11 protein-coding genes are annotated in these 14,636 nt (G+C 67.5%); 3 read left to right on the forward strand and 8 right to left on the reverse strand.

All coding sequences use genetic code 11. The features are described from left to right. Nucleotides 1-12 precede the first annotated feature (12 nt). The 5 genes from ASD28_RS04445 to ASD28_RS04465 form a co-directional block, all read right to left on the reverse strand. Nucleotides 13-1,278: a glycosyltransferase family 1 protein gene (locus tag ASD28_RS04445; RefSeq protein ID WP_307167210.1), complete on the reverse strand. Its 1,266-nt coding sequence runs from the start codon at nt 1,276-1,278 to the stop codon at nt 13-15. After that, complete coding sequence (locus tag ASD28_RS04450) at nt 1,275-2,216, reverse strand: GDP-mannose 4,6-dehydratase (protein ID WP_082577100.1); 942 nt, start codon at nt 2,214-2,216, stop codon at nt 1,275-1,277. The genes ASD28_RS04445 and ASD28_RS04450 overlap by 4 nt, the downstream gene beginning before the upstream one ends. Before the next feature lies 1 nt (nt 2,217). Next, nucleotides 2,218-3,261, reverse strand: a complete 1,044-nt coding sequence (gmd, locus tag ASD28_RS04455) for a GDP-mannose 4,6-dehydratase (RefSeq protein ID WP_056124584.1) — start codon at nt 3,259-3,261, stop codon at nt 2,218-2,220. 363 nt (nt 3,262-3,624) lie between these two features. Continuing rightward, nucleotides 3,625-5,937 (reverse strand): NADP-dependent malic enzyme, encoded by a 2,313-nt coding sequence (locus ASD28_RS04460; RefSeq protein WP_056124587.1) that lies wholly within the window; start codon nt 5,935-5,937, stop codon nt 3,625-3,627. A 144-nt stretch (nt 5,938-6,081) separates the two neighbouring features. Further along, nucleotides 6,082-6,618, reverse strand: coding sequence for a carboxymuconolactone decarboxylase family protein (locus tag ASD28_RS04465; protein ID WP_056124590.1), 537 nt, complete (start codon nt 6,616-6,618; stop codon nt 6,082-6,084). Nucleotides 6,619-6,730: 112 nt separating this feature from the next. Here ASD28_RS04465 and ASD28_RS04470 point away from each other — a divergent pair, with 112 nt between their 5' ends. Further along, a complete protein-coding gene (locus ASD28_RS04470) occupies nt 6,731-7,666 on the forward strand; it encodes an AraC family transcriptional regulator (protein WP_056124593.1) in 936 nt (311 codons plus the stop codon). A gap of 9 nt (nt 7,667-7,675) precedes the next feature. Next, complete coding sequence (gene thiL, locus ASD28_RS04475) at nt 7,676-8,650, forward strand: thiamine-phosphate kinase (RefSeq protein ID WP_056124596.1); 975 nt, start codon at nt 7,676-7,678, stop codon at nt 8,648-8,650. A 1-nt stretch (nt 8,651) separates the two neighbouring features. On the opposite strand, the gene ASD28_RS04480 is transcribed toward thiL, so the two are convergent. From ASD28_RS04480 to ASD28_RS04490, 3 genes are read right to left on the reverse strand one after another with little or no spacing between them, the layout of a single operon-like run. Further along, entirely contained in the window at nt 8,652-11,234 is a 2,583-nt protein-coding gene (locus tag ASD28_RS04480; RefSeq protein ID WP_056124598.1) for an EAL domain-containing protein, read from the reverse strand. After that, nucleotides 11,231-13,237 carry an ATP-binding protein gene (locus ASD28_RS04485; RefSeq protein WP_056124601.1) on the reverse strand — a complete coding sequence of 669 codons (2,007 nt, stop codon included), beginning with the start codon at nt 13,235-13,237 and terminating at the stop codon, nt 11,231-11,233. The genes ASD28_RS04480 and ASD28_RS04485 overlap by 4 nt, the downstream gene beginning before the upstream one ends. A 4-nt stretch (nt 13,238-13,241) precedes the next feature. Continuing rightward, nucleotides 13,242-13,784: a YfiR family protein gene (locus tag ASD28_RS04490; RefSeq protein ID WP_056124605.1), complete on the reverse strand. Its 543-nt coding sequence runs from the start codon at nt 13,782-13,784 to the stop codon at nt 13,242-13,244. Nucleotides 13,785-14,153: 369 nt separating this feature from the next. Here ASD28_RS04490 and ASD28_RS04495 point away from each other — a divergent pair, with 369 nt between their 5' ends. Further along, nucleotides 14,154-14,636 carry a CinA family protein gene (locus ASD28_RS04495; RefSeq protein ID WP_036236278.1) on the forward strand — a complete coding sequence of 161 codons (483 nt, stop codon included), beginning with the start codon at nt 14,154-14,156 and terminating at the stop codon, nt 14,634-14,636.

Below are 14,636 nucleotides of genomic sequence, written 5' to 3' on the forward strand. Positions count from 1 at the left end.
GAGGCAGTCTGGTCAGAGTAAAGAGCGGTAGACGGCGGCGGTCTGGCGCGCCGTCGCGTTCCAGGTCAGCTGGGCGGCGCGCGCGCGCCCGGCCGCGATGCAGCGCACCCGCACGGCGGGTTCGCGCGCCAGCGTGAGCATGGCGTCGGCGATCGCGCCGGTGTCGAGCGGATCGACCTCCAGTGCCGCGCCGGCCGTCACTTCCGGCAGCGACGTCGTGTTCGACGCGACGACCGGCACGCCGGACGCGAACGCCTCGACGACCGGGATGCCGAAGCCTTCGTACAACGACGCGAACACGAACACGCCCGCGCCCGCGTAGACGTGGCGCAGTTCGGTGTTGTCGGTGAGGCGGTTCAGCCAGACGACGTTCGCGCCGTCCTGCACAGCGGCGGCGATGCGGCGCAGCAGTTCTTCCGAACGCGCACCGGCACTGCCGACGATGACGAGCTGGCGCTCCGCGCGCACGGCGGGCGGCAGCGACAGGTAGGCGTCCAGCAGGCGCTCGACGTTCTTGCGCGGCTGCAGCGTGCCCACGAACAGGAAATATCCCGGACGCAGTCCGTTGGCCTGCAGGGTCGTCGCCACGGCATGCGCCGGCGGGGGCGCCAGCCATTCTTCATCCACGCCGCACGGCACGACGGTGATGCGGCGCTCGTCGATGCCGAAGCAGTCGACCAGTTCGTCGATGGCGAAGTGCGACAGCGCGATCACGTGGTCGGCCTTTTGCGCGGCCTTGCGCTGCAGCCAGTTCTTCAGGCCACGCATGCGCGGGTTGCACCACTCGGGATGTTTCACGGGCAGCGCATCGTGCAGGCTGGCGACCACGGGGCAATCCATGCGCACGACGCGGTAGTCCGTCACGTGGAACACGTCGACGGGCATGTGCACGCGGTGCGCGTCCGGGGTCATGAGGTCGACGAAGGACGCGCGTTCGAACGTATGGGGCAACGCTTCGCCCTTCGTCACGGGCCCGGCGCTGCGCAGGCGCGGCCAGGAATACGGCCGCATCGCGCAGCCGGCGTGCGGCAGGTGGCGCAGCAATGCCTGCGTATAGACGCCGATGCCGTCCAGGTGTCCGCCCGTGAACGCGGGTTCGATCATGGTCGTGCCGATGCCGATGCGCAGGTCCGGCTGCACGAGCGCATCGTTGGCGGCCTCGGCGGAACCAGGGAGCGCGCGCAGGCGGTCCTGGAGGGCGGGCGCGCCGTCCGGTCGTCGTTTAGGGAGGCCCAGTTCGATCATGGTGGTGTCCAGGCCGGTCGGGACCCTGTTCATGCCTGGTACATCCAGCGCAGCGTGTCGACCAGCGGCGTGGGCTCGATCGTACCGATCGTGCCCGCCAGCTTGGCGTTGCTGCCGGACAGCGTGAGCACCTCGTTGGCGCGCACGAAGGCGGGGTTGACGTGCACTTCGATGCGGTAGCCGGCGATGTCGCTCATCATGTCGATCAGGCTCTCCAGCGAGTGCGAGCGGCCGGAGCAGACGTTGAAGACTTCGCCGGCGGGCGCCGCCGCGAGCAGGCGCCGGTAGCTCTTCGCCACCGTGCGCACGTCGGAAAAATCGCGCGCGATCGCCAGGTTGCCCAGCTCGATGCGGCGCGCGCCCTTGCGGAAGTGCGACACGATCTTGGGCAGCAGGAAGTTCTCGTTCTGGCCGACGCCCGTGTAGTTGAACGGCCGCGCGATCACGATCGGCAGCTTGTCCATCCACAGGCGCGCCATGTATTCCATCGCGAGCTTGCTGACGGCGTAGTCGTTCGCCGGCGCGGGCGGCACGAATTCGTCGATTACGGGCACCGCGGCGTTGCCGTAGATATTGGCGGACGACGCGAGCAGCACCTTGGATGGCTTGTGCGCACCGTGCGCCAGCGCTTCCAGCAGGTTGCGGGTGCCGACCACGTTGACGCGGTACATTTGCTCGGCGTCGTTGTGGGCCACGAACGCGATGGCGGCCAGGTGGACCACCACGTCCGGCCGCACCTGTTCGATGACCGCGGCCAGCGCGGCGCGGTCGGTCAGGTCGACGGTGAAGATATCCGGTCCGGTCTCGCTGCCCGGCAACACCGTGCCGAACACGTGATAGCCCGCGGCGGTGAGCTCGCGCGCCATGTAGTAGCCGGTGAAGCCGCGCAGGCCGGTGATGAGGGCGCGCTTGCCCTCGCCTTCCTTGGGCTCAACCATCCGGACGAGGTCTTCCGTGACCATGCGGTTCATGTCAGAACGAAAAACCGGTCTCGTTGCGACGCAGGTCGGCGTCGACCATCATCTGGCACAGCTGTTCGAGCGACGTCTCGGCCTTCCAGCCCAGCTCGCGCTGCGCCTTGGACGGGTCGCCGATCAGCAGGTCGACCTCGGCCGGACGGTAGAACTTCGGCGACACGCGCACGAGCAGCTTGCCGGTACGGGCGCAATGCCCCGTCTCCTGCTCGCCCTTGCCTTTCCACTCGACGTCCAGGTTGGCGCCGCGGAAGGCCATGGTGACGAAGTCGCGCACGGTTTCGGTGCGATTGGTGGCCAGCACGAACGTATCGGGCTCGTCGGCCTGCAGGATGCGCCACATGCCTTCCACGTATTCGCGCGCATAGCCCCAGTCGCGCTTGGCGTCCATGTTGCCCAGTTCCAGCACATCCAGCTTGTTCAGGACGATCTTGGCGACGGAATCCGTGATCTTGCGGGTGACGAACTCGCGGCCGCGCAGCGGCGACTCGTGGTTGAACAGGATGCCCGAGCTGCCGAAGATGCCATAGGATTCGCGGTAGTTCACGGTCATCCAGTGGGCGTACAGCTTGGCGACGCCGTACGGGCTGCGCGGGTAGAACGGGGTCGACTCGACCTGCGGCACGGCCTGCACCTTGCCGAACATCTCGGACGTGGAGGCCTGGTAGAAGCGCGCTTTCGGGTGGACGATGCGGATCGCTTCCAGCAGGTTGACGGCGCCGATGCCGGTGATCGAGGCGGTGGTCACGGGCTGGTCGAACGAGACGCCGACGAAGCTCTGCGCGGCCAGGTTGTACACCTCGTCGGGACGGGTGGATTCGATCAGGCGGATGCTCGAGGAGAGATCGGTGAGGTCGTATTCGACGAGGTTCAGGTTCGGATGCTGCTCGATACCGAGTTCGGCAATGCGCCAGAAATTAACCGAGCTGGACCGGCGAAAAGTGCCGGTCACCAGGTAGCCCTTTTCGAGGAGCAATTGTGCCAGATAGGCTCCATCCTGCCCGGTAATACCGGTAATCAGGGCCTTTTTTGTTGTTTGCATGTTCTTGGTGATCCAGTGGTGGTCCGTAGCGGCCGCCGCAACAGCCGAGGCGGGTCGGCATGCGGATTGTCGGCCGCGCTGGCGCGGACCAGATAATTTTCCAACAACCCCGCATTGTAACAGAGTGGTGCTTGGGCCCTTGCACAAAAGAAATCGTGCAAAAGAAACAATATGTACTCGTCTATTATCGCCTGAAAGCCCGCAAACACGTCGCGTGATTACGCATTGTTACGAGTCCCTCAAGCTTTATTACATATTCACGAAATGTCGGGAACTTCTACATTTCAATGACAAAAGGGCCGCAATGGGCCCTTTTGAGTCATTTCGTCACAGGTGGCAAATCTACAACACAAAGGTGTCGTATCAACGCTCCGAGACGGCGTCGACGACGCACAGCGCCGTCATGTTGACGATGCGGCGCACGGTCGCCGACGGGGTCAGGATGTGCACCGGACGCGCGCAGCCCAGCAGCACGGGGCCGATGGCGACGCCGCTGCCGGCTGCCGTCTTGACCACGTTGTAGGCGATGTTCGCGGCCTCGATATTCGGCATGACGAGCAGGTTGGCGTCGCCCTTCAGCGTCGATTGCGGCATGATCTTCGCGCGCAGCTTCGCATCCAGGGCCGTGTCGCCGTGCATCTCGCCATCGACTTCCAGGTTCGGCGCCTTTTGCTGGATGAGGCCCAGCGCGGCGCGCATCTTCTTGGCCGACGCGCTGTTCGACGTGCCGAAGTTCGAGTGCGACAGCAGCGCCACGCGCGGCGTGATGCCCAGGCGCTCCAGTTCCTCGGACGCCATCAGCGTGATCTCGGCCAGCTCTTCGGCGGTCGGATTCTCGTTGACGTGCGTGTCGACCATCGCGATCTGGCGTTCCTGCGTGATGATGAAGTTCAGCGCCGCATAGACGTTGCTGCCGGCACGCTTGCCCAGCACCTGCTCGATGTACTGCAGGTGCACGTCGGTCGTGCCGTAGGTGCCGCAGATCATGCCGTCGGCGTCGCCCTTGTGGATCATCATCGCGCCGATCAGCGTGTGACGGCGGCGCATCGCCAGCTTGGCGAGGTCTTCCGTGACGCCCTTGCGCATCACCATCTGGTGGTACGACTGCCAGTAATCGCGGTAGCGCTCGTCGAAGTCGGGGTTGATGACGTCGAAGTGCTTGCCCTGCTTCAGGCGCAGGCCGAATTTCTCGATGCGCTTTTCCAGCACGGCCGGACGGCCGACGAGGATCGGACGGGCCAGGTTCTCGTCGACGACGACCTGCACCGCGCGCAGCACGCGCTCTTCCTCGCCCTCGGCGAAGACGATGCGCTTGCGCTCGGCCGGCGCGCTCTTGGCGATCTGGAACAGCGGCTTCATGAAGCTGCCGCTGCGGTAGACGAATTGCTGCAGGCTCTCGGCGTACGCGGCCAGGTCGGCGATCGGACGGGTGGCGACGCCGCCGTCCATCGCGGCCTTGGCGACGGCCGGCGCGATGTGCGTCAGCAGGCGCGGGTCGAACGGCATCGGGATCAGGTATTCCGGCCCGAACGACAGGTTCGAGATGCCGTAGGCGGACGCCACGATGTCCGACTGTTCGGCGTGGGCCAGGTCGGCGATCGCGTGCACGACGGCGATTTCCATCTCGCGCGTGATCGTCGTCGCGCCGCAGTCCAGCGCGCCGCGGAACATGTACGGGAAGCACAGCACGTTGTTGACCTGGTTCGGGTAGTCCGAACGGCCGGTGGCGATGATGACGTCGTCGCGGACGGCCTTCGCGTCTTCCGGCAGGATTTCCGGGTTCGGGTTGGCGAGCGCCAGGATCAGCGGGTTCGGCGCCATCTTCGCGACCATCTCCGGCTTGAGCACGCCGCCGGCGGACAGGCCCAGGAAGATGTCGGCGTCGGGGATGATCTCGGCCAGCGTGCGGTGCGGGGTGTCCTGCGCGAAGCGTTCCTTGTCCGGGTCCATCAGCTCGGTGCGGCCCTTGTAGACGACGCCGGCGAGGTCGGTCACGTAAATATTCTCGATCGGGAAGCCGAGGTCGACGGCCAGGTCGAGGCAGGCCAGTGCCGCCGCGCCCGCGCCGGACACGACCATCTTGCACTTCTTGAGATCCTTGCCGACGACCTTCAGGCCGTTCAGGATGGCGGCGCCGACGATGATCGCGGTGCCGTGCTGGTCGTCGTGGAAGACCGGGATCTTCATGCGCTCGCGCAGCTTGCGCTCGATGTAGAAGCACTCGGGCGCCTTGATGTCCTCCAGGTTCACGCCGCCGAACGTCGGTTCAAGCGCGGCGATCACCTCGATCAGCTTGTCCGGATCGGTTTCGTTGATCTCGATGTCGAACACGTCGATGCCGGCGAACTTCTTGAACAGCACGCCCTTGCCTTCCATGACCGGTTTCGAGGCAAGCGGGCCGATGTTGCCAAGGCCGAGCACGGCGGTACCGTTCGAGATCACCGCGACCAGGTTGCCGCGCGCCGTATATTTATACGCCGTGGAGGGGTCCTTGACGATTTCTTCGCACGGCGCGGCAACGCCCGGCGAATACGCCAGGGCCAGGTCACGCTGGTTCAAGACGGATTTGGTCGGGGTGACGGCGATCTTGCCGGGAGAGGGAAACTGGTGGTACTCGAGCGCGGCAGCCCGCAGTTGTTGACGTAGTTCTTCTTTTTTATCGATTGACGAATCCATGCTTTGCAGCCTTCCTGAACTGACCGGGGGTCTCCGATTTTAGCAGAGTGTCACCGCGCACCGTCTACGTATTTCTTGGTATCGACAGTAGTGACCGGAGGCAGGTAGCATGGCACCTGCCTCCGCTTCTCTCCCGTTTCCGCTTCAGGCGGGCGCTTTCGGGAAGTCCACCACCGTATCGTTGATGCGGTTCAGCAGGTTCGTGAACGTGATGCTGGTGACCGCGAAGATCGTGTCCACCACCTGCGTATCGGTGTAGCCGGCCGCCCTGAACGCATCCACCACCGGCTGCGGCACGGTGCCGCGGGTGCCCGCCACTTCACGCACGAACGTCGACAGCGCGTCCAGTTTCGCATCGCCGCCCGGGTTGCCCTTGCGTGCGGCGAGGATCGCCTCCGGGCCCAGGCCGGCCATCTTGCCCATCAGCGTGTGCGCGGCCAGGCAATAATCGCAACCGCTCACTTCGCTGACGGCCAACTTGATCACCTCGATCTCTTTTTTCGACAGGCTCGTGTCGGCCAGCTTCGCATCGAAGCTCAGCAGCGCCTCCAGGGCCACGGCGCTGTTGCTGCCGATCGTGTCGTACGCGTTCGGGACCTTGCCCAGTTTCGCTTTGATGGCGGTGAAGAGTTCGGCGGTACGGCCGGTGGCGTTGGTACCCAGTGCGTTAAGACGGCTCATGATCTTTCCTTTCGTTGTGGGTTGGTGTGGAAAGAAGTCTAGGCCTTCGGACTAGTACGATGAATGCCCGGATGCTGCGATAATTTGCCCGATCGTCTCATCTGATAAAAACATGGATACCCTGAGCCGCCTGCTGTCCCTCTACACGATCCGCACCTCCCTCGACATCCGCTGCGAACTGGCGGCGCCCTGGGTGCTGGACGAACCCGCCGCGACGCCGGGCGTGGCGCCATTCCACGTGATCGTCGAAGGCGGCGCGCGCGTCGACGTCCCCGGACACGCCACGCTGGACCTGGCCACGGGCGACGTCGTCGTCTTCCCCAGCGGCAGCGCGCACCGCCTGCACGCGGGGCCGGCCGCGGACGCCGCCCCGGTGCGGTCACTCGGCGCCGACGGCCCGCTGCAACGCAAGGGCAACGAGGGCGATGGCCCCGCCACCGCGATCCTGTGCGGCAGCTTCGTGTTCGACGGCGCCGCGCGCCAGGCCCTCGCGCGCGCCCTGCCCGACGTGATGGTCGTGCGCGCCAGCCGCGCCGATGACTTCCCCGGCCTGCATGCGCTCGTGCGGCTGCTGCAGCACGAGACGACCGCGGTGCGGCCCGGCGGCGACGTCGTCGTCGCCCAGCTGTCGGGCGCCCTGTTCGCGCTACTGCTGCGCGCCTGGCTGGACGGGACCGGTCACGAGGCGCCCGGCCTGTTCGCCATCCTGGCCGACCGCCGCCTGGGCAACGCGCTCGCCCGCATGCTGGAATCGCCCGAGCGGCCGTGGAAGGTGGAAGACCTGGCAGAGGCCTGTCACATGTCGCGCGCCACGTTCGCCCGCCTGTTCGCGCGCCTGTGCGGCATGCCGCCGGCCGACATGCTGACCCAGCTGCGCATGGCGCGCGCCGCCCGCGCCCTGCTGCAGGGCGAAGGCGCCGTCGGCGACGTCGCGCTGGCCGTCGGCTACCAGTCGGAGGCGGCGTTCAACCGCGTGTTCAAGCGCCATTACGGGATCGGCCCTGGCGGCTACCGGCGCGCGGCCCACGTGGCGACGATCACGGATTAGAATCGCGGCATGCTCTCCGAATTCGATCTCATCAAACGCTACTTCCAGCGCGACCGTGCGCCCGGCCCCAACACCTTCCTGGGCATCGGCGACGATTGCGCGCTGCTGTCCCCCACGCCCGGCAAGGTGCTCGCCATCTCGTCCGACATGCTGGTCGAGGACCGCCATTTCTTTGCCGGCGCCGCCCCGTTCACGCTCGGGCACAAGTGTCTCGCCGTGAACCTGTCGGACCTCGCCGCGATGGGCGCGCGGCCGCTGGGCTTCACGCTGGCGCTGTCGCTGCCCGCGGCGGAACCCGACTGGCTCGACGCCTTCTCGCGCGGCCTGTTCGCGCTGGCCGACGCCCACGGCTGCGAGCTGGTCGGAGGCGACACGACCAAGGGCCCGCTGAACGTCTGCATCACGATCTTCGGCGAACTGGCGCCCGGCCAGGCACTGCGGCGCGACGCGGCGCGCGCGGGCGACGACATCTGGATCTCGGGCACGCTGGGCGATGCGCGCCTGTGGCTGGCCGCGCGCCGCAGCGAGGTCGCGCTGGACGCCGCCGACCACGCCGCCACCGGCCAGCGCATGCACGCGCCCACGCCGCGCGTGGCGCTCGGGCGCCTGCTCGCGGAAGGCGGCCTCGCGCACGCCGCGCTCGACATCTCGGACGGCCTCGTGGGCGATGTGAAGCACATCCTTGCCGCGTCGCGCGTGGGCGCCGTGCTGGACGTGGACGCGCTGCCGGCCGGCCCGGCGCTGGCCCGCCAGCCGGTCGGACTGCGCCGCCGCTTCGCCGCGGCCGGCGGGGACGATTACGAACTGTGCTTCACGGCGCCGGTGGCGCAGCGCGATGCCATCGTGGCCGCCGGCACGGCCTGCGGGACGGCCGTGACGCGTGTGGGGTCGATCACTGCCGAACCGGGCCTGCGCCTCGTCGACGCGGACGGTGCGGCGCTGGATTTGCAGCTGGCCGGCTGGGACCACTTCAGTCCGGGCTGACCTACGCCGCTTCCTCGTCCCCCCGCGGCGTCTTGCGGTCGTCGTACGGCCCGTGCGTGAGCCAGTACTGGCGGAACGCGAGCCGCACGTTGTCGCGCAATTCCGTCTCGTTCCACGGCTTCGTGTAAAAACGGTAGATGGCGCCCCGGTTGATCGAATCGAGCACCGTCTCCACGCCCGTGTAGCCGGACAGGATGATGCGCATCGTGTCCGGATACATCTCCTTGACCTTGCTGAGGAATTCGGTGCCGTTCATCCCGGGCATCTTCTGGTCGCACAGGATCACCTGCACGTGGTACAGCGCCAGCAATTCAAAACCCTCGGACGGCGACGCGGCCGTCAGCACACGGTAGTTGTCGCGCCTGAACAGCCGGTGCAGCGCGCCCAGCACGTTGACGTCGTCGTCCACCAGCAGCAGCGTCTGGACGTTGCGGTCGTCCTCCGCGGGCCGCGTGGGCTGGGCGCGGTTCTCCAGCACCAGCCGGGCCAGGTCGGCCGGCAGCAGCGCGCGCGAAAAATGAAAACCCTGGATCTCGTCGCAGCGGTGACGGCGCAGCAGCGCCATCTGCGCGCGCGATTCCACGCCCTCCGCGATCACTTGCATGTGCAGGCTGTGCGCCATGCTGATGATGGCCAGCGCGATCGCCGCGTCGTCCGGGTTCGTCGTGATGTCGCGCACGAACGCGATGTCGATCTTCAGCTTGTCGATCGGGAAGCGCTTCAGGTACGCGAGGCTCGAATAGCCGGTGCCGAAATCGTCGATGGCGATGCGGATGCCCAGCGCCTTCAGGCGCTCCAGCACCTGCACCGTGTGCTCGAAGTTCGACATCAGCGCGCTTTCCGTCAGCTCCAGTTCGAGTAGGCCCGGGTCCACGCGGTGTTCCGCCAGCGCCGCGCGGATGTCGCCTTCCAGGTCGCCCTCGACGAACTGGCGGCTCGACACGTTGACGGCCACGCGCACGTCGCGCACGCCTTCCGCGTTCCAGGCGGCGATCTGGCGGCAGGCCTCGCCGATGATCCACGCGCCCACGCGCACGACCATGCCCGTGTCCTCCATGACGGGCACGAATTCGGCCGGGTACACGAGGCCCACGCCGGGACGGCGCCAGCGCAGCAGCGCCTCCACGCCCGTCACGCGACCCGTGTTCAGGTCCAGCTTGGGCTGGTAGTGCAGCTCGAACTGCTCGCCGTCGATGGCCGCGCGCAGCGCCAGTTCCAGGTCGAGCCGCGCCAGCACCTGCACGTTCATCCCGGCCGTGAAGAAGCGGTAGCCGTCGCGGCCCGCCTCCTTCGCGCGCACCATCGCCACGTCCGCGTATTTCACCAGCGTGCCCGGGTCCGTGGCGTCGTCCGGGTACATCGCGATGCCGATGCTGGCCGTCAGCACGGCCTGCTGGCCGTTCAGGTCGAACGGCGCGCGCAGCGCCTCGCGCACCTCGTTGGCGACACTGACCGCTTCGTCCTCCGTCTGCTCGCGCGTCATCGTCAGAATCAGCGCGAACTCGTCGCCGCCCAGCCGGCCGATCGTGTCGCGCAGGCGTACGCAGCGCACCAGTCTCGTGCTGAACTGGCGCAGCAGTTCGTCGCCCAGCGCGGGGCCGAGCGAGTCGTTGACGATCTTGAAGCGGTCGAGCGTGATGAACAGCACGGCGATGCGCCAGTTCTTGTCCTGCGCGAGCTCGATGGCGTCGCGTAGCGTATGGAAAAACAGGCTGCGGTTCGGCAGGCCGGTCAGGCTGTCGTAGTTCGACATGTGCTTCAGGCGCTGCGCGGCCTGCAGGCGCTCGCTGATGTCGCGCGCGACGGCGATCAGGATGCGGTGGCTGTTGTCCTGCTGCTGCAGCTGCCAGCTGATCTCGACCGGCACCGCGCCCTGCCCGTCCGAGCGCAGCAGCTCCGTCTCGACGATGTCGTGCTCGCGCGACGTGGACGCCGGGTCCGCATAGCGTTCGAGCTGCGCGCGTTCCGCGAGGCCCAGCGCCACCGGATCGATGCGCAGCAGCGCCTCGCGCGAAAAACCCAGCATGCGGCAGGCGCCGTCGCTCACGTCGATCATCGCCATCGTGCGCGCGTCGACGAGGAAGATGGCGTCGGTGGTCGCGTCCATCGCGCCGCGGAAGCGCTGCAGCTCGGCCGTCCGCTCGCGCACCGTGCGCTCCATGCGCGCGCCGTAGTCCTGCGACTCCTTGTGGAACAGCCGCACTTCGAGCAGGTTGCGGATGCGCGTCAGGACCTCCACCGTGTCGAACGGCTTGCCGATGAAGTCGCGCGCGCCCGCTTCCAGCGCGGCCAGCTTCTTGTCCGGCTCCGCCGTCACCACGAGCACGGGCAGCCAGGACTCGCGCTCCATCGGCTTCAACGCTTCCATCACCTGGAAGCCGTCCATGTGCGGCATCTGCAGGTCGAGGATGATCAGGTCGTAGCGGTGCTGCAGGTGCAGCGCGGCCACCTGGCGCGGGTCGGTGGTGCTGGCGACGTTCTCGTAGCCGCTGGTCTTGAGCAGGAACTCGAGCAGCTGCACGTTCACCGGCTCGTCGTCGACGACGAGGATGCGCGCGTGGCGGATGTCGGCGGGGGAAATCATGGGGTCGTCCTCATTCGGGCTGACAGTACGGCGTCGATCGCCTCGTTGAACTGGCCGATGTCGATCGGCTTGGTCAGGTAGTACGTGAAGCCGGCCGCCAGCGCGCGGTCGATGTCGGCGCGCATGGCGTTGGCGGATACCGCGATGGCCGGGATCCGCGCGGTCTCGGGTTCGCGGCGCAGCTGCGCCAGGACCTCGAACCCGGAGAGGCCGGGCAGGTTCAGGTCCATCAGGATGATGTCGGGTTTCTGGCTGCGCGCGAGCGACAGGCCGAAGTGGCCGTCCGGCGCGCTCACGAGGCGCAGGTCGGACCGGAAGCGCACGATCTCCTGCACGAGCTTCAGGTTGGCCGGATTGTCTTCGATGTACAGCACCGTATGCGGCTCTCCGGGTCCGGCGCCGTCCGCCGGGACGGGCACCGACCGCGCGGCAGGCGGAGCGGCGGGCAGCGCGCCATCCGTACCGGCGACGGCCAGCTCGATCCAGAACACGCTGCCCACGCCGGGGCTGCTGGTCACGCCGATCTCGCCGCCCATCAGCTCGACGAGGCGGCGCGTCACCACGAGGCCGATGCCCGTGCCTTCCTGCGTGCCCGCTTCCTGGCCCAGGCGGTTGAAGGGCTGGAACAGCCCCGCGACCTGTTCGGGGCTCAAGCCCATGCCCGTGTCCTGCACCGACAGGCGCAGGCGCTGCGGCGCCGGTTGCGCGCAATCGACGACGATGGCGCCGCCGTCGCGGTTGTACTTCACCGCGTTCGACAACAGGTTCAGCAGGACCTGCTTCAGGCGCGTGCGGTCGGCCTGCAGGCGCGCCGTCGGCGCCTCCGGGAACAGCACGCGCACGCCGCGCGCGGCGGCCAGCGGCGCGATCATGCCCTCGCATTCGGCGAGCACCTCGGCCAGCAGCACCGGTTCCATCGACAGGCTCACGGCCCCCGCCTCGACCTTGGCCAGGTCGAGGATCTCGTTGATCAGGGTGAGCAGGTGCCGGCCGGATTTCAGGATGTGGCCGGAGAATTCGAGCTTCTGCTCCGGCGTCGTCGGCATGTCCTTCGATGCCAGGATCTGCGCGAAGCCGAGGATGGCGTTCAGCGGCGTGCGCAGTTCATGGCTCATCGACGACAGGAACGCGGACTTGGCCTGGTTGGCATTCCGCGCCTCGTCGATCGCGAGTCCCAGTTCCGAATTGGCGAGCTCCAGTTGGGCCGTGCGTTCCTGCACGCGCGCTTCCAGGCCTTCGTTCAGGCGCACGATCTCGCGGTTCGAGTCTTCCAGCGCGCGCGTGCGCTGCTCGATCTCGGTCAGCATCGCGTTGAAGGAGTCGACGAGTTCCGCCGCCTCGTCCTCGCTGATGCGCGGCGCGCGCCGCGAATAGTCGCGCCGCGCCACGACCTCGCGCGCGATCCTGGTGATGGCGTCGATGGGCGTCGTGATCGTGTGGCCGAGACGGCGCACGAGCAGCCACGCGGTGAACAGGGCCAGCACCGTCACGCACGCGCAGATGACGAGATAGTCGCGCATGCGTTCCATCAGCTGGTTTTCCGAGCGCAGGTAGACGGTGCCGAGCAGGTCGCCGTTTTCGATGATCGGCTTGTACAGCACCAGCTCGTCGCCGCTCCCGACATAGGTTTCCGTGCCGCCCGCATGCACGGACCGGCCGCCCTTCGCGGGCCGCGCCGGGAACGTGCTGTCCGCGCCGGGCGCCACGTAGGTCGCGAACAGCGCGCCCTTCTCGTCGTAGATCGCGGCGGCGCGCACCGACGGCCGGCTGCGCAGCAGGGCCAGGTTCTCGCGCGCCAGGCGCGCATCGTCGAAGGCCAGCGCGGCCGACGTCATGTGCCCCACCAGTTCGGCCTGCGTCGCGAGGTCGTTCAGCAGCGCATGTTTATAGCTGCGCAGGTCGTACACGACGACGGTGCCGACGGACACGGCCAGCGCGGCGAGCGTCGTCGACATCACGATCGTGACGAGTTTTTCCCGAATGGAGCGGCGCGGACGGATCATGGCGTCACCACGTCGCCAGCGCCAGCAGGCGCGCGCTGATGCGCAGCTGCGCGGCCATCGCTTCGAGCCGGTCGATGCGCAGCCGCAGGCGATCCCCGTCCGCCACGAGTCCGACGACGCAACCGAGTTCGGGGACGCCGTCGCACACCGTCAATACGGGCTGGCTGCGCACGGCCGCGAGCAACCGGCCGCGCGCGGGCGATGCGGCCACGTACAGGACGTGCAGGCCGGGCGGCAGCGCGCGCGGGTCGACGCGGCGGACCGCCAGCTGGCGGCCATGCACGAGGCGGCCCGTCATGAACTGTGCGGCTTCGATGGCCAGCGCGTCGTTGCCGGCGACGCCGACCAGCAACGGGCTCCCGGCGCGTGCGAACGCGGCGTCCGGCCAGTCGACGAACGTGGCCACACGGTACAGGTAGGCCGCCTTGAGCTTGTGCTCAGGCGCGCCAAGCGGGCCTGTGCCGGCCTGGCCGGCACCCGCGAAGATCAGCAGGCACAGCGCCGCCCGGCGGACAGGCCGCGCGGCTGCGCGTGAAAAGACCATCATGAGTACGCTGGCCCCGGATGGTCATGCGCGAAACGGTCGAGCGGCATGCGAGGTCCTGGTTCGGTCAATGAACAAGAAGCGGGCCAGCCCGCAAGGCGAGGAGGATAGCAGCACGACCGGGGGTGATGTCGCACGGAACGGGGCCTGCCATTTACAGCGGTAAAGACATTTGCGTTTGTAAGGACAGCAAAGGCATAACCGCAAGAATGGCTTTTCGTTAAGATTACGACGCCGCAGGGCGGGAAGGCGCGCTAGAATGGACGCGAGCGCGCAGCGGAACATTTCCGCGACCGGCACACGGCGGCGCCTCGGTTGGATCCTGGAGACCTGGCGGTTCTCTGCTACCGCCATTACAAGGAGGAGCGACACGTGACGAACGACATCATCGACCTGGCCACCCGTGTGGGCCGGGCACTCGAATCCAAGAACCTGCTGCTGGCCACCGCCGAATCCTGCACCGGCGGCGGCGTCTCCCAGGCCATCACGGAAATCCCCGGCTCGACCGGCTGGTTCGAATGCGGTTTCGTGACGTATTCGAACGCCTCCAAGACGGAAATGCTGGACGTGCCGGCCGCGCTGATCGCGCAATTCGGTTCCGTCAGCGAGGAAGTCGCGGGCGCGATGGCCGAGGGCGCGGTCGCCAACAGCAACGCCGACGTGGCCGTGTCCACGACCGGCATCGCCGGCCCGACCGGCGCCGTACCCGGCAAGCCCGTGGGCACGGTGTGCTTCGGCTGGTCGAAGGGCGACACGACGTACACCGAACGCCTCGTGTTCTCCGGCGACCGCCACGCGGTACGCGAGCAGACGGTGGCGCACGCGCTGGCCGGCCTCTTGCGGCTGCTCGAGTAA

Source organism: Massilia sp. Root133 (assembly GCF_001426525.1).
In the GTDB taxonomy this organism is placed as follows: Bacteria; Pseudomonadota; Gammaproteobacteria; order Burkholderiales; family Burkholderiaceae_D; genus Telluria; species Telluria orientalis.